Annotated in this window: 16 protein-coding genes; 11 read left to right on the forward strand and 5 right to left on the reverse strand. The window is 54.7% G+C overall.

What is annotated here, in order from left to right:
- Nucleotides 1-47: 47 nt before the first annotated feature.
- Nucleotides 48-515 carry a D-aminoacyl-tRNA deacylase gene (gene dtd / locus ACTOVJ_RS02445; RefSeq protein ID WP_449501784.1) on the forward strand — a complete coding sequence of 156 codons (468 nt, stop codon included), beginning with the start codon at nt 48-50 and terminating at the stop codon, nt 513-515.
- A 192-nt stretch (nt 516-707) separates the two neighbouring features.
- Nucleotides 708-3,326, forward strand: coding sequence for an ATP-dependent Clp protease ATP-binding subunit (locus tag ACTOVJ_RS02450; RefSeq protein WP_449501783.1), 2,619 nt, complete (start codon nt 708-710; stop codon nt 3,324-3,326).
- A 1,365-nt stretch (nt 3,327-4,691) separates the two neighbouring features.
- Here the strand turns inward: ACTOVJ_RS02450 and ACTOVJ_RS02455 are convergent.
- Nucleotides 4,692-4,820: a hypothetical protein gene (locus ACTOVJ_RS02455; protein ID WP_449501781.1), complete on the reverse strand. Its 129-nt coding sequence runs from the start codon at nt 4,818-4,820 to the stop codon at nt 4,692-4,694.
- 178 nt (nt 4,821-4,998) lie between these two features.
- Here ACTOVJ_RS02455 and ACTOVJ_RS02460 point away from each other — a divergent pair, with 178 nt between their 5' ends.
- Nucleotides 4,999-6,549 carry an alpha/beta hydrolase gene (locus ACTOVJ_RS02460; protein WP_449504038.1) on the forward strand — a complete coding sequence of 517 codons (1,551 nt, stop codon included), beginning with the start codon at nt 4,999-5,001 and terminating at the stop codon, nt 6,547-6,549.
- Between the two features lie 60 nt (nt 6,550-6,609).
- On the opposite strand, the gene ACTOVJ_RS02465 is transcribed toward ACTOVJ_RS02460, so the two are convergent.
- Nucleotides 6,610-7,152, reverse strand: a complete 543-nt coding sequence (locus tag ACTOVJ_RS02465; protein WP_449504620.1) for a YceI family protein — start codon at nt 7,150-7,152, stop codon at nt 6,610-6,612.
- A gap of 241 nt (nt 7,153-7,393) precedes the next feature.
- Here ACTOVJ_RS02465 and ACTOVJ_RS02470 point away from each other — a divergent pair, with 241 nt between their 5' ends.
- Both ACTOVJ_RS02470 and ACTOVJ_RS02475 read left to right on the forward strand, forming a co-directional pair.
- Nucleotides 7,394-8,818, forward strand: coding sequence for an alpha/beta hydrolase (locus ACTOVJ_RS02470; RefSeq protein ID WP_449504037.1), 1,425 nt, complete (start codon nt 7,394-7,396; stop codon nt 8,816-8,818).
- Nucleotides 8,819-8,886: 68 nt separating this feature from the next.
- Nucleotides 8,887-10,323 (forward strand): alpha/beta hydrolase, encoded by a 1,437-nt coding sequence (locus ACTOVJ_RS02475; protein ID WP_449504036.1) that lies wholly within the window; start codon nt 8,887-8,889, stop codon nt 10,321-10,323.
- On the opposite strand, the gene ACTOVJ_RS02480 is transcribed toward ACTOVJ_RS02475, so the two are convergent.
- Nucleotides 10,320-11,486 carry an MFS transporter gene (locus tag ACTOVJ_RS02480; RefSeq protein WP_449504035.1) on the reverse strand — a complete coding sequence of 389 codons (1,167 nt, stop codon included), beginning with the start codon at nt 11,484-11,486 and terminating at the stop codon, nt 10,320-10,322. The genes ACTOVJ_RS02475 and ACTOVJ_RS02480 overlap by 4 nt on opposite strands.
- A gap of 221 nt (nt 11,487-11,707) precedes the next feature.
- Between ACTOVJ_RS02480 and ppdK the strand changes: the two genes are divergently transcribed.
- Together ppdK and ACTOVJ_RS02490 are read left to right on the forward strand one after the other, a co-directional pair.
- Entirely contained in the window at nt 11,708-14,452 is a 2,745-nt protein-coding gene (gene ppdK / locus ACTOVJ_RS02485; RefSeq protein ID WP_449504034.1) for a pyruvate, phosphate dikinase, read from the forward strand.
- 492 nt (nt 14,453-14,944) lie between these two features.
- The gene (locus ACTOVJ_RS02490; protein WP_449504032.1) at nt 14,945-16,414 is read left to right on the forward strand and encodes a hypothetical protein; all 1,470 of its coding nucleotides are present in this window, start codon (nt 14,945-14,947) and stop codon (nt 16,412-16,414) included.
- 62 nt (nt 16,415-16,476) lie between these two features.
- On the opposite strand, the gene ACTOVJ_RS02495 is transcribed toward ACTOVJ_RS02490, so the two are convergent.
- Entirely contained in the window at nt 16,477-17,415 is a 939-nt protein-coding gene (locus ACTOVJ_RS02495) for an alpha/beta hydrolase (RefSeq protein WP_449501773.1), read from the reverse strand.
- Between the two features lie 242 nt (nt 17,416-17,657).
- Here ACTOVJ_RS02495 and ACTOVJ_RS02500 point away from each other — a divergent pair, with 242 nt between their 5' ends.
- Entirely contained in the window at nt 17,658-19,277 is a 1,620-nt protein-coding gene (locus tag ACTOVJ_RS02500; RefSeq protein WP_449504031.1) for a C40 family peptidase, read from the forward strand.
- 153 nt (nt 19,278-19,430) lie between these two features.
- Here the strand turns inward: ACTOVJ_RS02500 and ACTOVJ_RS02505 are convergent, their stop codons facing one another.
- Nucleotides 19,431-19,931, reverse strand: coding sequence for an inorganic diphosphatase (locus ACTOVJ_RS02505; RefSeq protein ID WP_449501771.1), 501 nt, complete (start codon nt 19,929-19,931; stop codon nt 19,431-19,433).
- A 128-nt stretch (nt 19,932-20,059) separates the two neighbouring features.
- On the opposite strand from ACTOVJ_RS02505, the gene dacB reads away from it, so the two are divergent.
- The 3 genes from dacB to tilS are packed head-to-tail and all read left to right on the forward strand — an operon-like array spanning nt 20,060 to nt 23,308.
- Complete coding sequence (dacB, locus tag ACTOVJ_RS02510) at nt 20,060-21,400, forward strand: D-alanyl-D-alanine carboxypeptidase/D-alanyl-D-alanine endopeptidase (RefSeq protein ID WP_449504030.1); 1,341 nt, start codon at nt 20,060-20,062, stop codon at nt 21,398-21,400.
- A 25-nt stretch (nt 21,401-21,425) separates the two neighbouring features.
- Nucleotides 21,426-22,283, forward strand: coding sequence for a zinc-dependent metalloprotease (locus ACTOVJ_RS02515; RefSeq protein WP_449504029.1), 858 nt, complete (start codon nt 21,426-21,428; stop codon nt 22,281-22,283).
- On the forward strand, nt 22,280-23,308 hold the full coding sequence (gene tilS / locus ACTOVJ_RS02520) for a tRNA lysidine(34) synthetase TilS (protein ID WP_449504028.1): 1,029 nt from the start codon (nt 22,280-22,282) through the stop codon (nt 23,306-23,308). Before ACTOVJ_RS02515 ends, tilS begins: the two co-directional genes overlap by 4 nt.
- Nucleotides 23,309-23,474 lie beyond the last annotated feature (166 nt).

The raw sequence follows: 23,474 nt of genomic DNA on the forward strand, positions 1-23,474 counted from the left end.
AGCGCCCGAACTCTGACTCACCGGCGTCGGCCAACTGAGGAGGAAAAATGAGGACAGTAATCCAGCGCGTCAAGCGCGCCAAAGTCACCGTCTATCGCGACGACGAGCCCAATATTGGCGATATCACTGGCGATATCGACGCCGGATTGATGGTGTTAATCGGGGTGTCGCCGCAGGACGGACAGGAACAGATCGATAAAACTGCGCGCAAGATCGCCCAGCTCAAAGTGTTGCGTGGAGACGAGACTGACGATCCTGCGAAACGTGTGAGTGCGCAAGAATCTGGTGCGCCGGTATTGTTGGTTTCTCAGTTCACTCTCTATGCCGATGTGCGCAAAGGAACGAAGCCGGGCTGGTCTCATGCGGCGCCTGGGGCGGTAGCGGAACCGATTTTTGATCGTGTGGTGGAAGCAGTGCGCGGCTACGGAATCGACGTCTACACTGGAAAATTTGGAGCAATGATGGATGTGGAACTCGTCAACGACGGCCCGTTCACTATTCTCGTCGAGGTGTAGCTGAACGCACAGACCCAAATGCGAGGTGACTGTGTTCACCGAGCTTATACGCAAAGTTGAGTGATATGTGCTCAGCTTTTATCGCCTGCACTCACGCCAGTGGCGAAACGGTTGGAAGGTTTGGTGTGCAATACAGTTTAATTAGGTAGTTGAAAAGGCTCCACATGCTGGAGCTAGGAAAAGAGGAGTGACATGTTTGAACGCTTTACCGACCGCGCAAGGCGAGTCATCGTCTTGGCGCAGGAGGAAGCTCGTGGCCTCAAGCACAACTACCTGGGCACGGAGCATATCCTGCTGGGCCTCATTAAAGAAGGCGAAGGCGTTGCTGCGAAGGCACTGGAATCGTTGAATGTGACGTTCGATGATGTGCGCACTGAGGTTGTCGAGATTATTGGCGAGGGTCAGGAACAACCGAGCGGACACATCCCCTTCACGCCACGCGCCAAAAAGGTTCTCGAGTACGCTATGCGTGAGGGACTTCAGCTCGGCCATTCATACATTGGAACCGAGCACATCTTGCTTGGACTTTGCAGAGAACAGGACGGCGTTGCTGCACAGGTTCTAGTGAAACTTGGCGCTGATCTGCCAAAGGTACGCCAGCAAGTAACTCAGTTGCTTTCCGGTTTCCAAGGCAAAGAAGCAGTCGGCGTCGGCGCTGGCGGTGGCCGTGAGGGGACAAAAGCTGGTTCAACGATTCTCGATCAGTTTGGGCGCAACCTCACCGTCATGGCACGTGAGCACAAGCTTGACCCTGTGATTGGCCGCCACAATGAAACTCAGCGCGTGATGCAAGTTCTCTCACGCCGTACCAAGAATAATCCAGTGCTGATCGGTGAGCCAGGCGTTGGTAAGACTGCCGTTGTCGAAGGATTGGCTCAGGCTATTGCCTCCGGTGACGTTCCCGAAACTCTCAAGGACAAGCAACTGTATTCATTGGATATGGGATCGCTTGTGGCGGGGTCACGTTACCGTGGTGACTTTGAGGAGAGGTTGAAGAAGATCCTCAAAGAAATCAACAACCGTGGCGATATCGTCCTGTTTATTGACGAAATCCATACACTCGTCGGCGCTGGTGCTGCTGAAGGCGCACTCGATGCCGCATCACTCCTCAAGCCAGCGATGGCTCGTGGCGAACTGCAGATTATCGGCGCAACCACACTTGATGAGTACCGCAAGTACATCGAAAAGGATGCTGCACTTGAGCGTCGTTTCCAGCCAATCCAGGTTGAGCAGCCGAGTGTGAAAGAAACGATTGCTATTCTCGAAGGCTTGCGCGATCGTTACGAGGCTTTCCACCATGTCACCATCACTGACGAGGCTCTTGAAGCTGCTGCCACTATGGCTGACCGCTACATCAATGATCGTTTCTTGCCGGATAAGGCAATCGATTTGATCGATGAGGCTGGTGCCCGCCTGGCGATCCAGAAGATGACAGCGCCGCCAGAGCTGCGTGAACTCGACGAAAAGATTGCGGCGACGAAGGCAGAGAAGGAAGCTGCCATCAACGGGCAGGATTTCGAGAAGGCCGCAGCGCTTCGCGATACTGAGCAAAAGCTCACTGAAACGCGCCAAGAGCGTGAAAAGGCGTGGAAGGAAGGGGATCTCGATTCTGTGTCCGTTGTGGATGAGGACGTCATCGCCGAAGTTCTGTCCATGACCACTGGAATCCCAGTCTTCAAGCTCACCGAAGCAGAATCGGCCAAGCTCTTGCGCATGGAAGAAGAACTTCACAAGCGCGTGATTGGTCAGGACGATGCCATCAAGGCAGTCTCGCAAGCGATCCGTCGTACGCGTTCGGGCTTGAAAGATCCGAACCGTCCAGGTGGCTCGTTCATCTTCGCTGGCCCAACCGGTGTTGGAAAAACCGAGCTTGCCAAGGCACTCGCTGAGTTCCTTTTCGGTGATGAGGAATCCCTGATCACTCTCGACATGTCGGAGTATCAGGAGAAGCACACGGTGTCACGCCTCTTCGGTGCCCCTCCGGGATACGTCGGCTACGACGAGGGCGGCCAGCTTACTGAGAAGGTGCGCCGTAAGCCTTTCTCCGTTGTCCTCTTCGACGAAATTGAAAAGGCTCACGCCGATCTGTTCAACTCGTTGCTTCAGATTCTTGAAGAAGGCCGACTGACCGATTCTCAGGGACGCGTAGTTGACTTCAAGAACACGATCATCATCATGACTACCAACCTTGGTGCGAAAGAGATTGCTCGTGGTGTGGCTACTGGCTTCCAGTTCGACGAGGATACTCGCGGAACTTACGAGCGCATGAAAGTTCGTGTGCATGAGGAGCTCAAGAACCACTTCCGTCCGGAGTTCTTGAACCGTGTAGATGACACAATCGTCTTCCCGCAGCTGGAGAAGAAGGAAATCCTGCAAATCGTGGATCTCATGATCGGCAAGCTGGACAACCGTCTAGCGGATCAAGGGATGTCGATTGCGCTGACCGACAAGGCCAAGCACCTGCTCGCTGATCGCGGATACGATCCAGTTCTGGGTGCGCGTCCGTTGCGTCGCGCGATCCAGCGCGACATCGAGGATGTTCTTTCCGAGAAGCTTCTGTATGGGGAGTTCAAGAAGGGCGATACGATCCTGGTGGATGTGGATGAGGACAATATCCCTATGTCCTTTACTTTCACCGGATATGACTCGGACTATCAGCTTCCGTCAGGAGCTCAGCCATCGTCAGGTGCAGCTGAGATTGATGGACTGGCTCAGCCTGTTTCGACAGTTCCGGGCTCTTCCGAGGTTGAGGACGCCGCCCCGTCAATGGACGGCGAACCGCATTCAGACTCCGGACCAGCTTTGGCCTGATCGATGCCCCATGAAGGAGTGGCGGGAAGAGATTTCTCTTCCCGCCACTCCTTCATGCTCGGTGAAAACTATTCGTCATCGGTTTCGCCCACTGGATCAGCCAAATGCTCCGGATCTTGCTGTTTTTGAAGTGAACTGTCCACGGCTGACACAGTCTGTTGCTGCAAGGATTTGAGAAACATCTGCTTCGAGTGTCATGATCATCGGGCGGACTCTGCGTGGCGTTTGAGACTCAAGCTCAGCAAGTGCGATGAGGAATGCGCTGCTTCGCGTTTACTCACGTCAAGACGATGCTCCAATATCTGCTGATGGCAGTGTAGTTGGTGAATCGTGGCTCCGGCGAAAGTTGCGACTAATGTTGACACAACGATGCTGATGCCAGCACCAGAGTATTCCCCGATATTGTTGGGTTCTTCCATTATCTTTTGCAAGCGAAATCTGAGAATGAGGGTGTGGAGAGGGCAGCAAGTTCTGTTCTGGTTGAATCGGCACAAGAAAAGAGAAAAATAGCATGGCAACAACAATGTGATTGGATTTCATTTTTGAAGTTCCCTATTTTCAAGTCAGGTAACTGTCATTGGGCTGGTGGTAGGCCTAGCATCGCCCCCAGCCCAATGTTTAAATTTTGCTTGTATTAGTGATCGTGGTTTTCTTTCCACTGAATAACCGCGACCCATCCAGAAAAGAAGATGAGCTGCCCTAAGAACCACCAGAAAAACTCAAGAGGGATATCCTGTGAGCCGTTGAGTATCCATTCCGTGCCGGTGAACCATAGTGTTCAAGGCAGAGGCAATATAAGTAACAAAAGTACTGAAAATACCGCTGCTCGGAAAAGTTAAGGGTTCTTTGCGAGTATTCTTTGCCATGTTTTTCCAATGTCCTGAGCGGAAAACCTTTTATTGAATCTACCAGATCTCTTTCCAGCCACATTTTGCTGCATTCCAAGCAATTGATCCGGCCAATCCACCTGGGAGTGCAGCGTGAGCAATTTTCTGAATAATCAATGAGGCTGCCTTTTTGCCAACGACCCTTTGAAGATTTCAGTGAATGAGAGAGGACGCAACTTTCCATTGACGCGACTTAAGTGCATTGACAACCTATGTGTGAAAAGCTCTCTTGAGAATATCAACTCCGTAAGCCCTAGCCACGCCGTCGACGACACAATTCGTGAAAGATCTTATGCCAGTCGCCTGGTAGATGTTGATTTTGCCGAAGCACCCTAACGAATTATTGATATCTGCAGTTCCTTCGTTAGCGAGTTGTCAATACGCTTCGTTCCATCCATTTTCTTCAAAATCGGCGGCAATCTGATCGAGATACAGTGCTCGCTCAGCATCGGAAACATCGTCCGAGGCGTCAATGTTGTTAATCAGAGTAGTGGTTACTCGGAGTTGCGATATTCGGTAGCGGGGCAGCCTGTGCGGTTCCTACGGTCGACAGCCCGATGGATACTGACAAGCTGGCGATAATCAAGCGTGTGGTGAGTGTGCTCATTTGTCCTCGATAAAGTGACGATGTCGAGGTGACACTTCAACTTTATGGGTGGTCTACGGGGAAAGATATCGACAAATGTTGATGATTTTTGAGTTATCGCTTCATTGTTAGGAAACTGTGACCGAATATTCGGCTCGATATGAGTTGAATGAGGGGATCCAGGGCGGACAATGGGCACATGAATTTTTCTCCTCGTTCAGCGATGTTACTCGCGCTGTCGTTGATTTTCGGCATCGTTTTCATCGTTTATGCCGTGCGACTGTTGCGAAGGGATCATCCTTTCCGTGCAATCGCGTCGATGATACTCTCCGTTGTCTTATTACTCAGCTCGGCTGCGATCCAAAAGAACCGTGTCACACAAGGGCCACTGACGTGGGGTGGTGTGTATGCCACGATCTGGCCCAAGCCCCTCGTCGGACCGACTACTCCGCCGCTCACAAAGAAAGAGGAAAGCGCGGAAGGTGTTATCTCGGATACGGGGGAGGGATGGATTGAGCCAAAGCTCGCCAAGGGGTGGGGAAAAGCACCCAACCCGGCATATCAGGCTCGTCTGAAGCAATTCCATCCTGAAGGAGCCAATACGAAAGGTGACTACTTCACCACCACATGGAAAGGCCCTCAATCACAACTCACAATGGAGATTATTGTGTGGGCTCCAAAAGGTTGGCGCACAATGGAAAACCTTGGTGTGATTGAAATGCTTCATGGCTATCCTGGTGGGATCAAAGGGGTGCCAGCTGCGATGAAATTCGATCACCAAATGAGCGAACTGATGTCTCGCAACAAGATCCATCCCAGTGTGATTGTCTTGCCGTATCTGCGTCCCGACGGCGCTGAGACGCGAGCGCTCGATGTTCCGGGCGAGCCGAAGGTTGGTACGTGGGCAGCGCGTGATGTGCCGGCAATGATTGCTCATACTTTCCCTGTTTCGCGGAAGAAAGAAATGTGGACGCTTGCTGGAGTATCTGAAGGTGGCTACACAGCTCCGGCCCTTGCGGTATTGGCGCGCGATACTTTCGGCTCCGCGGTCAGCCTTTCAGGGACAAATACTCCAGAATATGGCCCACTTGCGAAGGTAGAGCCGTCGCAAGTGGCTCGCGTGTCTCTCACGAGTCTTTTGCCTAAAGCCCCGAAGATGAACGTCTACGCCTACTCAGGTGGAAATGAACCGAAGTCAAATAAGCTCCTTGCCCAACTCTCACACCTTGGCAAGCGGCCAGGAGTTACGACTCTTGTGCGTGATACAGGACGCGGACATGGCTGGGTGACGTGGAAACATGCATTCGCAGGCATGGTTGAGTGGATCGGAAATGTTCAACGGCACCAGGCCGAATCTACTATTGATGCATCGGTGAAAGAATCACCTGCAGCCGCATCTGCTGACGTCGAAAAGAACATGCATGGCATTGTGAGTGTTACGAGCATAGTGAGTGTTTTGGCTCTAGCGTATTTTGTGTGGCGAGTATGGTTTTGGCGACGTCGGAGCATTGTACAGCGTTCCGCCAATGCATACCCTCGTTCAGGGGGAAGCCCATCGCCGACGTCGGCGCGCAGATTCGGTGCGATTGTTGCTCGCCTGATGGTCTGGGATGTCGTGGCTGTAGTGTTCATGACCCTCACGGTGTTTGTGTGGGCTGTCCTCGCACTGAATTTGTGGGGGCAGTGGCTGCGTAGCGAAGAAGATATTCTTGGGCTGCTTGTGCAGCTTGGTCTTCCCTACGACGGGTAAAAAGTGAAGTGTGGGTTTTAAAGAACCCACACTTCACTTTTGAGTCAGGAGATCGCCCAATCAGGCGCGAGTAGCCTCGATATCAAGGTTGACGGTGATCTTATCAGCGACGAGGATGCCGCCGGTCTCCATTGGCGCGGAGAACGACACGCCGTAATCTTGGCGGTTGATCACTAAGGAACCTTCGAAGCCGATGCGCTCGAAGCCCATGGGATCCTTGACTGGGCCGGCCCAGTCGAGTTCGACTTCAACTTCCTTTGTGGTGGCCTTGATGGTGAGGTTGCCGGTTACCGTGACGGTGCCTTCTTCTACCTTGACCTTGGTGGATTCGAAGGACATCTCCGGGTAGTCATCAACGCCGAGGAAGTCATTTGAACGGACATGCTTGTCGCGCATTTCGTTCTCGGTGGTGAAAGAAGCGGTTTTTGCAACGACCTTCACTGACGAGTTGTCGGGGTGGGCGCCGTCGATGGTGATGGTGCCTTCCTTGTCAGAAAATTCGCCGCGAACCTTCGAAATCATTGCGTGGCGTGCTGTGAAGCCGAGGCGCGAGTGTGCTGCGTCGATGGTCCAGGTGCCGTTGAGCTCAGTGAAATCTGCCATTTTGATCCTTTAAAAACTTTGTGGATGACGAACCGAAGGTGATGTCCCTTGCGGTCGGAGATCCGGGTGGATCCACTGAGAAAGACAATATTGAATATTGAACTAAAAAGCAAGTAGACAATTCGCTAAATTCTATTGTCAGTGCGTGTCATGTGGATAAATATTGATATTTCAATAAAAAATCATGCTGTGAGGTAAATCGCTTCGAGTGTTCGTGGTGAAAGGGTGAAAGGGTGAAGAGATGACGATGTTCGGGCCAGAAGGAAAATCGACGCTCAGACTTCTTGGCCTCATCTCGGCCAGCAGCGCAGTATGTGCGTTACGTACAACGTCCCCAGGGCGAGCAGTGGTGGGTTCCTTCTCCGCTGGCGCCGCACTGGCGGGCATGGTCGGAATCCAACACAACCGGGTGACTGATCACGTGCAGGCGTGGCGTGATGTTTTGCGGGCGATGTTTACTCCTTCGCCTGAGCCGTATCCGCTTCCCCTGCCACCGAAGCCTGACGTCTGGCAGGGGAAAGATGATTCCCGATACCGCGTACGGTTGGAGGAAATCTCTGCGCCTGGTGCTGGCCAGGCCAGTGGATACTTTTACCGCGTGAACTGGACCGGCCCGGCGTCGGGAATATCTTTGCCGATCCTTATGTGGGCACCCCGTACGTGGCGCGAGGAAAAAGAATTGGCCGTGATTGAGCTCCTTCCCTCTTTTCCGGGAGCGCCTGGTCTGATGCCGAACCAACTTCATCTTGACGCCGTGCTGACGCGTGCGATTAATGCCGGCGAGCTGCCTCCGACGATGGTCGTGATCGCCCATGTCGCAGTCGACTCTCATGAACCTGATACCTTCGATCTTCCGGGACGTCCGAAAGTTGCCACCTGGGTTGGCCGCGATATCCCTGCCATGCTTGTGGCGAACTTTCCCGTCAGCACTGATGCGAAGAGTTGGGCGATTGGCGGTATGAGCGCTGGAGGATTCAGCGGCCCAGTGCTGGGAGCACTCCTTGGCGATACTTTCGCAAGCATCATGAGTTTCTCCGGAGCTGATCGGGCAGAACTTGGAGGGATTGCACGGGCGGGCGGTGAGCTTGCCCAGCGATTCTCACTAACATCATTGGTAGCAAAGCGGCCGGAGCTTAACGTGTGGGCATATGCGGCAGGCAACGAATATTTTGGGGGACAGGCAGTAGGTGGTCTGGCGAAACTCGCTCTGTCCAACAAACGCACAGGTTCCACTGTTGTTCTTCATGACCCGTATGCGTCGCATTCGTGGGCAAGCTGGGGCGACATATTTCCCCAATGTATTTCATGGTTTGGTGAGGTTTTGGCAGGAGCTCGGCCAGTTTCTCTCAACGTTCCTCCGGATCTTCTTGATGCCCACGGCCGTCCGAGTTTCGCTCTTGCGGGAGTGTACGTGGGGATCGGGCTTGCGGCAGTGGCTGGAGTTGCGACGATAAAAACGTCAGGCGGTGGCGATGGCGTTGTGGTACCCGTGACATCACTGCGTGGTACCGACGTCGGTAAAAAACTCGCCCGGGCTATGGGTGTGGGTCTTACCACAGTGAGTGCCTGTGTCGCGGCTGTGGCCATTGTTGACAGAAAGTTTGCAAATCTGCGCCATATCAACAATATCGTGACGTTTATGCGCCAACTCGGGTGGAAATGGTGACGACGGTGGGAACACAATCCGACGTGAGCAGGAGGCGAAATTACCTGCGCAGGGTTCAGTATTAATCCATGAACTTGAGTCCTCGATCATTTTTCCTCCTCGTCCTTTTTGTGACGTTGGGGGTTCTCGCGTTTGTTATTGCGACGCGTTTCCTCCGTCGCGGACGCATCGGGCGGGCGGTTGTCGCTGCCGTCCTTGCTGCTGTGGTGGGACTGGGAGCAATGGGAATCCAGATGAATCGAGTGTCTCAGTTTGCGAAAACATGGCCTGCCGTAGCCCATCTGGCTTTCGGAAAATCTGAAAGTGAGGGTGTCAAAGCCGTTGCCCAGATACCTCCCCGTGAGAAGGCTGTCTGGGAGGGGAAAGGTGATGCGCGCTATCAAGTCACACTCACCGAGTTCCATCCCGAAGGGAAGGGTGTACCTGGACATTACTATCAGACGACTTTTACTGGGCCGCAGTCGAAGATCCGCAACGATGTCATTATCTGGGCTCCCGAGGGTTGGCAGGGCAGCAAGGACCTGGGCGTGGTGGAATTTCTTCACGGCTACCCTGGAAAAATTGCTGCGATTCCGCAGGCTCTTGGCTTGGCTCGTCAGATGGACGCAGCGATCCGCTCTGGCAAGCTCCGTCCGAGCGTGTTTGTGATTCCGTTGCTGTGGGTTGATACTCTCCAGCCTGACGGAGTGGATCTGCCGGGGCGCCCGAAAGTTGGCACATGGGCGGCTCGCGATATTCCGGGAATGATCGCAGCAAACTTCCCTGTCAGTCATGACGCGAAGATGTGGACGCTTTCCGGTATCTCTGCTGGTGGATATACGGCGCCAGTGCTGGCCGTCATGGCGCGTGATACCTTCGAAAACGCGATTTCTCTCTCTGGTTCTGACGCGCCTGAAATGGGCGGACTCTTGCGAACAAGCGCGAAAGTGCAGTCAAAATTTACGATCTCTCACATGCTCAAATGGGCGCCGACGCTCAACCTTTACGCTGTCGCCGGTGATGCGAGCCTCGACGCTGGAGCGCGAAAGTTGATTCACAATCTCGACTCAGTGCGTGGACATGCGGGAGTGGTGACGACTGAGTATGTTCCTGGAGGAAAGCACAGCTGGGCACAGTGGAAACACTATCTTGGTTCATCTCTGACATGGCTGGGAAAGGTGCAGGCTGGAAAGATACGCACCGATGTCCGCCACGTCCCGCGGCTCATGACATCGGCATCTGCCCCCGCAGGGATGGGGAAGGTGTATACCGGGCTTGGAATTATTATCGCTCTTGCGTGCGCCGCATTCGTTGCTCGTGCGTGGCTGTGGAGAAGAACACGGGAGAACTCAGCCATATCTTCACGTCTCATACGCCTGCTCGTATGGGATATCGGCGCAGTAGCACTTGTGATCCTGGCAATGATGGCGATCGCGGTTGCTCTCGTGAATGTGCGTGCAGGAGTGGTTCGCAGTCATGATGACCTGATCTCACTGCTCATCATGCTGGGACTGCCACAAAGTTAACGTCCTGCGCAATGATTCTGCTGACGGTTGATGACCTCGGTGGCTCCACTAGCAATCACGATCCCCGCAAGAATGGCCAATGGAAGTGCGAGTGGAGAAATTCGTACAAGCGCCACTCCAATCAACGGAGGGATGAAGGTTTGGCCGATATATGCAGCAGCAATCTGCAGACCCATCACTCGAGGAGTCTGAATCGCACCGAAGCGTGTTGACGTTTCTTTCGCCATCGTGGGATAAATCGGCGCATATCCCAGACCAATCAGCACCAAACCGAGTGCAGCACCAAGTTCAGATCTGCCGAGCATCGCTACTGCTCCGCAAGTTGCTACGAGAAAGCCCACTCTCATCAGGGTACGATTCGAGATCCATTTCGTACTGATGCCAGCCCCCACGCGTCCAATGGTCAGTGCGATGAACATGGCTCCAATCCAGGCTGCGGCAACACTCGGATCTGTTGCAAAGCGGCGAACGAGGTAGCTGGCGCCCCATAAACCTGCCCCGACTTCGACAGCCGAGTACACAAAAAATGCGAGGAGCGCTGGGACGAGCGGGCCGCGTCGTCGGTGCTCTGATAGTGACGTTTCGCTTTCCTCTTCGTGGTCTGCCTGCGTCGGAGCCGACGGCGCTGATTCCCAGACTCGCCGCGACAGGACGAAAAGCCCGAGCAAGGCGAGCTGGATCAGTGACAGAACCACGTATGCTCCGCGCCAGGCTCCGATGTTCAAGAAGAAACCCATGATGAGTGGTCCGGCCGATGCCCCGATGCCCCAGCACGCGTGAAGAAAATTCATATGTGACGAAGAAAAATGAAGGGCGGCGAAGGAATTCATCGCTGAGTCGATCGCACCTCCACCCAGGCCCAGGGGGATAGTGAGCGCGAGTATCCAAAGAAAATTCGGGGCTACAGCGTATCCCAAGAGCGAAAAGGCAGTGAGAGCGATCGACACTGCCGAAACTTGAAACGTTCCAAATCGTCTGAGTAATCGCGAACTGGTCATTGCCGAGATGATGGTGCCGAAAGTGGCCATCATCGAAACGACGCCTGCTGATTCGCTGTTTGCCCCCAGCGCTGGCCCGATGACCGGCCATCCTGAGCCAAAAACTTGATCGGGGAGTCCGAGTGAGATGAAAGTGGCATAGATAATTGCAAGGAGGAAGCTCATCACTCGATCCTATCGGAGATTGTTGCGGTGAGATTCCTCTGGCTGCCACCCAGTGCGAAAGCTCGTGGGTTGTTGCTTCGTGACTGTCTGGGACTCAAGCCCCGACGTCGGGTGCGTGGGGTGCGTCACAAGTGTTAGACTTGGGCGTGGATTCAACGACGAATCTTTGAAGTCGATGTGGCCCCGAGCGTAGCAGGGCCGCTCCCAACGGAGGGAATCATATGACGAAGTACGTATACGCGTTCGCCGAAGGCGACAAGGACATGAAGGATCTCCTCGGCGGTAAGGGCGCCAACCTTGCTGAGATGACTAAGCTGGGGATGCCAGTGCCTCCTGGATTCACGATTACGACGCAGGCGTGCCGCACCTATCTCACCGACGGCGAGGTGCCAGATTCGCTCAGCGTTGAAGTGACGAAGGCGATTCGTGATGTCGAGCAGGCGATGCACAAGGACCTTGGTGATAGTGAAAATCCGCTCCTTGTCTCAGTGCGTTCTGGGGCGAAGTTCTCCATGCCGGGAATGATGGAAACAGTGCTGAACATCGGCCTCAATGATGACTCTGTGGTGGGTCTGGCTCAGCAGTCAGGCAATGAGCGTTTCGCGTGGGATTCCTACCGCCGCTTGATTCAGATGTTCGGTAAGACCGTCATGGACGTCGATGGCGATCTCTTCTCAAATGCGCTTCACGGTTTGCAAGAGCGTAAGGGATACAGTGGCGATCTCGATATGACTACCGAGGATCTGAAAGAACTTGTGGCTCAGTACAAGGAGATCTTCCGCAATGCCACTGGCGAAGACTTCCCGCAAAAGCCGCGCAAGCAGCTTGATCTCGCCATTGAGGCAGTGTTCCGATCCTGGAACACGGAACGTGCGCAGATCTACCGCCGTCGTGAGCACATCCCTCACGATCTCGGTACTGCTGTGAACGTTCAAACCATGGTATTTGGGAATATGGGTGATGGCTCGGGAACTGGCGTGGCTTTCACCCGTGACCCATCGACGGGTCAATCGGGAACATACGGTGACTACCTCGAAAATGCTCAGGGTGAAGACGTGGTTGCCGGTATTCGTAACACGCTCTCACTTGCGGATCTGGCAAAGATCGATCGTGCAGCATATGACAAGCTCATCTCGATCATGAAGACCCTCGAAACTCACTATCGCGACCTGTGCGATATCGAGTTCACTGTTGAGCGCGGCAAGCTGTGGATGCTCCAAACTCGCGTCGGCAAGCGCACGGCAGGAGCCGCTTTCCGTATTGCTGATCAGCTGGTGAGCGAGAAACTCATCACCCGTGATGAAGCTTTAACCCGAGTCACTGGCGCTCAGTTAACGTCGTTGCTCTTCCCGCAGTTTGACCGCTCGGCGGCGCCGACGCCGGTCTCGACAGGTATGCCTGCGTCGCCAGGTGCCGCAGTGGGCGAGATCGTGATGGATAACGCTACCGCCGTCGAAAGGACGGAAGCTGGCGCATCCGTCATCCTCGTTCGTCGCGAAACAAACCCCGACGATCTGCAGGGTATGGTTGTGTCTTCGGGCGTCCTGACAGCCCGCGGTGGTAAGACCTCACACGCAGCTGTTGTGGCACGTGGCATGGGGCGAACTGCAGTGGTCGGCGCTGAAGATCTCCTGGTGAACGAGACAGAAGGGACATTGACTATCAAGTCCTCGGGTCTCGAACTCAAGGTTGGTGATGTCATTTCGATCGACGGTACTACCGGTGAGATTTTCCAAGGGGCAGTGCCGGTATCAGATTCTCCGGTAACCACATACATCGCCCACGGACTGGATGCTGGTTTGGCGGCGTCGGAAGATCAGGATACGAAAGAACTGGTCACTGCTGTCCACCATATTCTGACACATGCTGATAAGACGGCCACGATGAAGGTTCGTGCGAATGCCGATACTCCTGAAGATGCTCAACGCGCTCGCGATTTCGGTGCTACCGGAATTGGCCTGACCCGCACTGAACATATGTTCTTGGGAGATCGACGCGTCCTTATCGAACGCCTGGTTTTGGCAAAGAACCAAGAAGAGCGCGAGGCTGTCTTCAATGAGCTTCTCCCGCTCCAGCGGGAGGACTTCAAGGGGATCTTCCTGGCAATGAATGGCCTACCCGTGACTGTCCGCCTGATTGATCCGCCGCTGCACGAGTTCCTCCAAGACCTGACGGAAGCGAAGGTCAAACTTGCTGTCAAGACAGCTCGGGGTGAAGAGGTGACTGACAGTGAACGCCAGATGATGGCGGCAATTGAGACAAATCACGAGCAGAACCCGATGTTGGGGCTGCGTGGCGTGCGCCTCGGACTGAAGATGCACGGCCTGTTCGAGATGCAAGTTCGCGCAGTTGCTGAGGCAACCGCTGCGCTCATTAAGGAAGGGAAGGACCCTCGTTCTGAGGTGATGGTTCCTCTCATCGGCTCAGTGCGTGAAATGCAGATCGTGCGGGATCGCTCGGAGGCAGTGGTACGTCAGGTTGCGCAAGAGCAAGGCGTCGAACTCAACATCCCGATCGGCAACATGATTGAACTTCCGCGTGCGGCGGTCACGGCCGATCGTATCGCTGCAGAGTCGGATTTCTTCTCCTTCGGAACGAATGACCTGACTCAAACCACATGGGGATTCTCTCGTGACGATGTCGAAGGTGCCTTCTTCAAAGAGTACTTCGACGAGGGAATCTTCGGCATTTCACCCTTTGAGACCATTGATCAGAAGGGCGTTGGCGCGATGGTTCAGATGGGTGTTGAACGTGGACGGTCAACGAAGCCGGGGATGAAGATGGGTGTTTGTGGGGAGCACGGTGGTGATCCGATGTCGATCCACTTCTTCCAGGCGGCAGGTATCTCCTACGTGTCATGCTCTCCATTCCGTGTACCGATTGCTCGCCTTGAGGCCGCACGCGCAGAGGTTCATAACGAGTCGGAGATCGCTGATAATCAGGGCGAAGGTTACGCGACTGCGTGATCCTGGACTGAGCTGATATTTTGTCAGTGATGAACCGAAACTGGGCGGCGGGGTTTCCCGCCGCCCAGTCATATAACGACACCTCATATAACGACACCTCATATAACGACACCTTGAGAAAATTGAGAACCGGGCGCACCCTAAGGTGATCGTGCCAATGCGGTCAGCAACTGTGATGGAAACCGTGATTCTGTGCGGTCAAAAATGCTTGTTTTCGAGGCGCGCACCATGTCTCTGCGTGCAAGATCAGCGCACAGGAAGACGCGTGAAATGAACCCCTCCAAAACGACGTGTCCACTGTTGCCAGCGTCGGCGCACTTTTGCATAGTGAAGAACGACTCCAGTTGGACTTTTCCGCAGGTGTGGGCGGTGTACGCTCACGGTGGGAAAATTTGCACATATGGTGGCTCGAAAGTGGCACTAAATAGCGCTATTGTTGGCAATGGGTACGGGTAATGCTAGTAAGTGCTAGCGCAATGAAAGGGTGGCACGGTGGCTGTATTTGCACTTGAGAATGGACGGCTAGTGGCAGCTCCGTCGCATCCGCAACTGAGTGCAGAACAAACCGCTCAACTTCTTGCTGCAGTATCGACTGAGGCAGTGGCCCTTCTTGATCACCCCCTGTTTGAAGTGGGCTGGGTCAGTTCCGATGTCCGTGGTGGTTCCCAAGAATCGTTGATTGCTCTGGATCCTTCGGGTCAAGTTGTGACTATCGAAGTTCATAAATTTTTAGATGCCGCCGGTCTTCTTTCCTCTCTGGCACGTGCAGGTCGCCACGCTGATTTGAGCCGCGCACGCCTGGCGGCTCTCTTTGGAGGCGAACATAACTTCACCAGCGAGTTCCAGAATTTTATCGACACCACTACTCCGGTGACGCGCGGTGGCCCACGCTTGTTCCTCTTTGCTAGCGAAATTGCGCAGGATGTTCTCGCTCCATTAGTTGCTCTCGGCGGTCAAGGTGTTGAAGCGAACCGGATTGTTCTTCACGATGGCGCAAACGGTGTACTGGTTGAACTAGCAAAGATCGTTCGCGAAATTCCCGGAATTCTTACCACGGCGCGAACAGTTGTGGAAGTCGAAGCTGCCGCTCCACAAGAATCGGAGGAAAATCCATGGCATATTACTGGCTGGAATTCTGCTGATGTTCCGCGGCCTCCGAGGTACACCCCTCCTGTGAAGGAGAAACCTGTGTCCGAAGAAGAAAATCCCGTCTTGGTGGCAATGGAGAAAGAGACTACGAAGTCTGTTCCTCATATGGATCCTCAAGAAATGGCCGAGTACACCTCGGACGATGCTTCAAGTGTGCGGACCGATACCGCCATCATGTTGGCTGAACTTTCTGAGGGCGGTTTTGAAGCTCTTCAGCCTCTCGAAGTCAATAAGCCGGATGCGGACACAGTCTTGTCCGCTCATGCTGGTAAAGGTAATACAGATTCGGTAATGGGTGACGATCATTTGGGGCATATTGAGGAGACCCCAGCAGGCCCTCAACTTGAAGCTTTAATGTATGAGGAAGCTCGTCGGGCTGCACGTCGTCCAGAACAACGCCTCTGGGATGATGCTGCGCCGGAGGCAAACGAACACCAGATCTTTGACGAAGGTGCATCTGCGCGTGAAGCTGAGGCAGCTGTCGCTCGTGCTGCATACGAACACCCTCACGGATGGAGTCACCCTCATCGTTCGCAAGAAAAGGCATCCGTTCCCAGCGAGCAAAATGGGCATGAGACCCTGATCCGAATCGCGGCTCAAGTCAATGCTCCAACAACGGTTCGTTGGTACTCGCGGCGTCGCGGAATCGATGTTCAGATGACACTGACTGAGTCGGGCTTCCTGCGTGGCGAGGACGGCACCGAATACGCGACAGCTCAAGAAGCTGCCGACGCTGTTGGAGCTGGGAAATACCGCAATGCGTGGCTTGTGTGGCAACTCGATTCAGGTCAGCGGTTAGCAGACTTTTTGTGATGTGAAGGAGGGGATAAACGGTCGTTTGTCCCCTCCTTCACATCAGATTGTCCTTCACATGGCTACTGCGTGATGTAGGCATCCACCCACGTTCTGATTTCTGAAATGGCTCGTGTACGTGCAGCGTCGTCGGAAAGAAGGACGTCATGGATGGCACCCTGAAGTTTCACCAACGTGACGTGTGATCCAAGGCCGGCCACACGTTTCCAAATCTGTTCAACGTCGAGCACCACATCGCACTGTGTCGCCTGATCGGGGGTTGGGGAAGAAATTGCAGACTTTGCAGACGTCAGAACTAAGGTTGGACACTCGATGCCCAGTCCCAGCGCGACTTGTTTGTGACCCTCCGCGATTGCGCGCAGCCACCCCACATAAATTGGGAATGACGGCGTGTGCCGATAGCGTGGATCGGGATTCCATCGCGTGAGAGTAGAGGAATACACCCCGGCGTCGGGAACGGGGATGTAGGTTGAGGGTGCCATCTTGTAGATGGCTTCGATGAGCGGTCGACCAGCCACTCGGGTGCTGCTCCACCCCTGGTATTCGAGCCAGGGGGAGTTGAGGATCAGACCGTCAAGCGCGTCAGGGTGCCGTGAAGCCCACAGCGATGCGGTCAGCCCGCCAGTTGAATGCCCGTAAAGGATAAACGGGATATCGGTGCCGACCTCCTCATGAATGACGTCGAGTGCAGCGTGTATTTCTTCGTCGTAGGAAGAGAGATTTTCGATATATCCCCAGGTCTGTCCCTCGCGCCATGACCGGCCATAGCGGCGCAAGTCAAGTGCGTAGAAGGCGCCGTTGGCATCCATCACTGCCTCGGAATGGGGAAGTTGGTAGAAGTAATCGTTCCAACCATGGATTGCGAGCACAACGAAACGGGGATGTGCCACCGGCGACGATGGCCGCGTGAGAGTTGCTACTACAGGCCCGTAATCGTCGTCGTGGAGGGGGAGGGTGGTGTGCACGTATCCGTTGATCATGTCGTTTTCCCACGTTCGCATATCCCTACTGTACTGGCGAGGGAACAAAGATGACACCACATTTTCCACATTTTGAGTCATTGAACGAAACAAAAGAAGATCAAACAGCTTTTATGTGACAAATGTGTTTTGTGGGAATTTTGAGAGAGCTGTTTCCTTTTATAAAGAATTGTTATATTCTCGATTTTGGTTCAGATATGCGATCCGGTTCGCCGGGGCAAGTGCACACGCCGTCAACCGTCGGCGGATGGAGGAAATTTCACGTGAAACGAACAGTGAAATATGGGTTACTATCGTTGACTGCCTTCGCAGTAGCCGCTGGTGGTGTTCAGTTGGCGAGCGCTGATCCCACAACTGACGATGAAGTCAGAGAAGCACATTCTGCACAGGCACAAACACAGAGCGAGCTATCGAATGTGGAGAATGAACTTGCACAGCTTTCTGCGCAGTCGTCGCAGCTCGAAGAAGCCGCTGCAAATGCACAAGCTCAAGCTGTGCGTGCCGAAGGTGAAATGAATGCGGCTGTCAATAGTGCGATGGACACTCAAGAAAAGGCCAACGCAGCGAAAGCGGACGTCGAACGCGCTCGTAACGAGCTCGGCAACGTCTCGAAGGTGATGTATCAAAATTCTGCTGCGGGAATTCAGTCTTCCTTCTATTTCATGGGAGCCGATTCTTTAGCTCAAGCCCAGGTGAAGCAACGTGCTTTCGGCACACTTGCCTCCCATGTTGACTCCACGGTTCAGGAATTCCAGGCTCTTCTCGATATTGCGACGACGCTTCAGAAGAAAGCCGACGCTGCAGCGCAGGCTGCGACCGCCGTTGCGCAGCGGGTTGGATCGACAGCGGATGCTGCACAGGCTGCGTCGGATGCCGTCACCGCTCAGCTTGCAACAGCTTCAGCCCGACGTGGTCAGCTGGCTGGTGTCCTTGCCGCACAGAAAGGTACCACGGCCGACCTCGAAGCGAAGCGACTCGACGATCTCGAAGCAGAGCGCGTGGCACGATCTAAGGCGGCAGCCGCCGAAATTATTGAGCAAGCTCGCCTTGAGAACGAAGAGAGCGCTAAGGGTGTAGCTGATCAAGCTCGCGAGGAAGCCGCGGTTGAGGCGGCTGCCACTAAGGCAGCAGCAAAGTCTGCTCGGGCGAGCGCTCAGGCGGCCGCGCAGGCAGCAGTCGACGCCGACGCAGCTACGAAGGCTGTGAAGGAGAAGGAGGCTGCGCAGGCGGCAGCTTTTGCTCGGGCGACTGCAGAGAAAGCGCAACGCGCTGAGGCTGAAAAAGCTGAGCGTGAGCGTTTAGCTGACGAGGCTCGCGAGCGTGCCGAAGCACAGCGAGCAGCTGCCGAGCGTGCTGCGGCAGAAAAAGCCGCAGCACAAGCACGCGATAAGGCTGAGCGGGAAGCGGCACAGAAGCGTGCTGCCGAGCGCGCTGCAGCGGAAAAAGCCGCCCGTGAGCACATGCAACGTCAGGCGCAAGCAAAAGCAGCAGCACGCCACAATGCACAAAAATCGGCGAACTCCGATTCGCGTTCAACCAGCGGATCGTCTGTTGTTTCCTACGCGCGTCAGTTTGAAGGCGTGCCATATGTTTGGGCTGGTACTTCACCAAACACCGGTTGGGACTGCGTAGGATTCATTTGGTATGTCTACCAGAAATTCGGTATCACTACCCCGCGTCGTACAGGTTCGTATGTGAACCAATTCTGGGGAGATTATCGCCAGGTTCCTGCCTCTCAGGCTCGTCCCGGTGACGTGTTGTGGTGGCCGGGACATGTTGGACTCTATACCGGAAACGGTATGCATATCGCCGCATGGAACCCATCAATGGGAACTCAAGAGCGTGCAGTGTGGGGCAACCCCGTGTACCTGCGCATTGGGTAATTTCGTATTTTCCTCATGGAGACTCTGTTTTCCTCATGGAGGCCCTGCTCGCACAGCAGGGTCTCCTCATTTTTCTCTGACTCCTGAGGCCTGAAGTATTTTAAAGGGCGGGCAACTTGTATGGTTGCCCGCCCTTTAAAATACTGTGTGCGCTCAGTGCTGATCGTAGTATCCAGTTTCTTCGGCTCGCTTGAATGAACGCTCAATCTCTGCTTCGGCCTCAGCGCGTCCAACCCAGTGGGCGCCTTCAACCGACTTACCTGGCTCAAGATCCTTGTAAACCTCAAAGAAGTGCTGAACTTCCAGACGGTGGAACTCGGAAACGTCGTCAATCTCCGTACGCCACGATGCACGCTGATCGCCGGTCGGTACGCATAAAACCTTGTCGTCGCCGCCCGCTTCATCGCTCATGCGGAACATGCCCAGCGCACGACACCGAATCACGCAACCAGGGAATGTGGGCTCTTCCAACAGAACCAGAGCGTCAAGTGGATCGCCGTCTTCGCCAAGCGTCCCATCGATGAATCCGTAGTCATCAGGGTAACGAGTGGACGTAAAGAGCATACGATCTAGGCGGATTCGGCCGGTTTTGTGATCCACCTCGTACTTGTTTCGGTTCCCCTTGGGGATCTCAATCGTGACGTCGAACTCCATGGCGTTCCTTTGCTCGATAAGTATTTCTTTACCGAAATTGTAACGCGCATTTAGGTCCTGCGTCCCGTATGTGACAACATTGTGCCCTCCCTCGCTCCTTCTGCGGCGAGGTGTGACACTATGGAGAGGTGAAATCACGCGTTCTTATTTCAGTTTGTGCACTTGTGCTGGGCGGGTATGCGATGGCGGATGCCTGGGATGTGGTTCCGGGGATCCTCACTGTCGCTCCTGCACAAATCCCGGCAGCGCCCTACCCGACACCTTCAGCTCCGCCTCCGATGTCGATCGACTCGCACTTTGTTCAGGCGCCGCCTTCGTCTGCGAAGGTCGAAAAAGCGATTGAGAAATTCGTTCAACATGAGCGATTCTCGGGGAATGCCTCGATTGCTGTTGCAGACCCACTTACTGGACAGACGATCGCTGAGTATCACCCCACACAGCCCACTACTCCGGCATCGAACATGAAACTTGTGACGGCGTTGACGGCGCTGAACGTTCTCGGCCCGCAGCGCACATTGTCCACCACAACCGCGTTAGCTGGAAACACGGTCTACCTCGTTGGCGGGGGAGACACCCTTCTGAGCGAGGGGGCAGGTGATGCGTATGCTACTGAAGGACGGGCATCAATCGAGCAACTTGCACGCAACACAGCGGTTGAACTGAAAAAGAGCGGAACACGCAAAGTCAATATTGCCGTCGACTCCTCGCTCTTCGAAGGTGCGCCCTATCACCATGATCTTGACGAAGGTGATCATGTCTATGTGATGGAATTGCAACCGATCGCAATTGATGAGGGGCGAGTGAACGGCAAATACGCTCCTCATCCTGATCTTCGTGCGGCACAAGTATTTGCTCGTGCCCTCGCCAAGGCAGGGATTGAGGGAGGCGAGCCTCAGCGAGCCACCGCTCCTTCGAATGCGCGTGTCCTTGCGAGCGTTGAATCTGCTCCAGTGCGTGACCTAGTGGAACTGATGCTCAAGCAGTCGGATAATACGATCGCTGAAGCATTAGGCAGGCTTGTCGCCAAAGAAAAAGGACAACCAGCGACCTTCGAAGGGGCGGCGACGGCGGCGAAAGAATACTTGCGCGAGCTTGGGTGTGATGTGACAGGTGCAGTATTTTCTTCGAGTTCAGGGTTATCAACCACGGATCGGCTCACAGCCCGGCTTCAATCGCAAATTCTCTTAAAAGTCTGGGATCGCCCCTCTGCCTCATCAATTGGCTCAGGGCTACCAATTTCTGCGCTCGATGGAACATTGAGGAAGCGCATGATTGGAACGGATTTGGCCGGTATTGTCCGGGCTAAAACGGGGACTTTAATCACTGCCAATTCTCTTTCCGGCTATATGCAAACGGCAAAAGGGCAACCGCTTGTGTTCTCGGTACTCATTGACAACATCAAGGAAGGAGCTTCGCCGGGAATGCGCTCGGTGATTGATTCTTTCCTCGCTGATTTGTACGCGTTGTGATTGTGAGGCGCGGTAATCTGGAGTTATGATGGTTTCTTGGCTTCATCACGCTCTCGCTTCGGTGGTTGCTGGCTCCGGCCCATCTGCAAGCGACGCATCGGCACGTGCACTTGTGGCTGACTTGCGTCAGCAGGCCAAGAGGGCTACCGAAATTGCGCGAGAAATATCAGGTCTTGAGCATTGTGACATCGAGGGTGTGCGTCTCGACGTCGTTTCTCGCTTGGGCTGGGTGAGCCGCGCACGAGAGGGTGCACAGGCAATGTTAAAAAGTGTCAATCATCCAGTGGGAGACCTGGCGTTAACTCCAATGCTCGCATTGGCGGCTCGCCGCGTGCTGGGACAGTTCGACCCCTTTGCTCCTGAACCACGATTGACCCTTGTTGCCCCAAATATTTATCACCTGCGTGAGGTGTTTGATTTGGATCGACGTGATCTGGCGCTGTGGGTCAGTGTTCACGAAATGACACACGCCATCCAATTCGCCGCTGCACCGTGGCTGAAGGACGTGATTATTTCGCGTCTTCGCCAAACGCTGGCAGATAAATCTGGGGCGCGAGATGAACTGGGTGCTGTGTTGTCCTTGCTTGGAGGGCACGCACAATTTGTGATGAATTCTGTGCCCTCTTCATTAATCCCATCTCGGCGTCCACTGGCTAAAGTTCTTCAGACTCACCGGAAAATGAGGGGCACACTGGAAACGGTGTTGAGTGGTTGGGTGGGACTCGCCCACAAAATTGTTCAGTATGACCAGGGGAAAAACTTCGTCGAAGCTGTGGTCGCCGAGGGGGGAATGCAGAGGTTAAACAAAATCTGGCAAAATCCCCTTCATCTCCCTCTCACTGCTGAACTTGAATCGCCGCAACTGTGGATGGCTCGAGTATGAGTTTTCCTGCTCCAGAACTCAGCGCAGTTCGTCACGCCCTCTTGCGTTCACTTCCCGACGCCGGTGAACATGTCGTTATCGGAGTGTCGGGTGGAGCCGACTCAATGGCATTGATGGCAGGGGCAGCGTGGGCGGCGACACGCACAGGTCAACGTATTCTCGCGCTCGTCGTCGACCACGGGGTACGCGAGGAAAGTGCACAAGAAGCTCGCGAAGTCACGCAATTTTTGTGCCACGAAGGTTTCGAGGCTCGATGCGTACGCGTTGATCTTCCCTCACTTGGAGGGCCTGAGGGCGCTGCCCGTGAAGCTCGCTACGCTGCGCTCGCAGATGCGGCTCGTGAGGTGTGCCCGCAACAGCCTGCCGTTTTTGTTGGACACCATGCGTGTGACCAGGCGGAGACGGTTCTACTCGGACTCACTCGTGGCTCTGGTGCCAACTCGCTTGCGGGGATGCGAGCAGTGGCTCACGTTCCTGGTGCTCACGATGTCGCTCTTTACCGCCCCTTTCTTCACTTGCGCAAGGAAGAGCTTGAGGCTGCGGTTGGTGCTCTTGGCTGGCCCACCGTTACTGACCCAAGCAATGCTCTCGATGGCCCCTGGCGCACCGCAGCGGGCGAACCGCTTACTCGCGCCCGGATCCGTCACGAAATTCTCCCCGCACTTGGGCAACTTTCCGGCGACGTCGTGGGAGCATTGGCACGGACAGCGAGGCTTTTGGCCGACGACGTCGAGGTGCTTGATGCGCTCGGACGCCGGGCGCTTGACGAGGTGAGCTGCGGTGAGGGCGTCGTCGACGCCAAGATGCTTGCACGTCAGCCACGTGCAGTGCGCACTCGTGCATTGCGCTTGGCTGCGTTTGAGGCGGGAGCTCGTCCGGGGGAGTTGAGGTACGTGCACATTGACGCACTCGATGACCTTGTGACACATCCGGCAGGTGGAAAAGTTGTGGAACTTCCGGGAGCGCAGGCGAAAAAAATCCGTGGAAAGATCACGTTTTCCCCAGTAGTTACGCTGACAAAGTAGCGCGTCGATGTGTTGTCGTTCTGTGAAGTAAAATGGAGGGGTTATTTCCATAATCACGGAGGAAAAATTGAGCGAGAATCAGCCCCAGGGCACCGGGCGCCAGGACAACGAACAGGTGGAGAAATCATTGCCTGATCGCGAGGAAATTCGCAGGTCAAATCGCAAA

Source organism: Arcanobacterium sp. (ex Cirak et al. 2026), assembly GCF_053585065.1.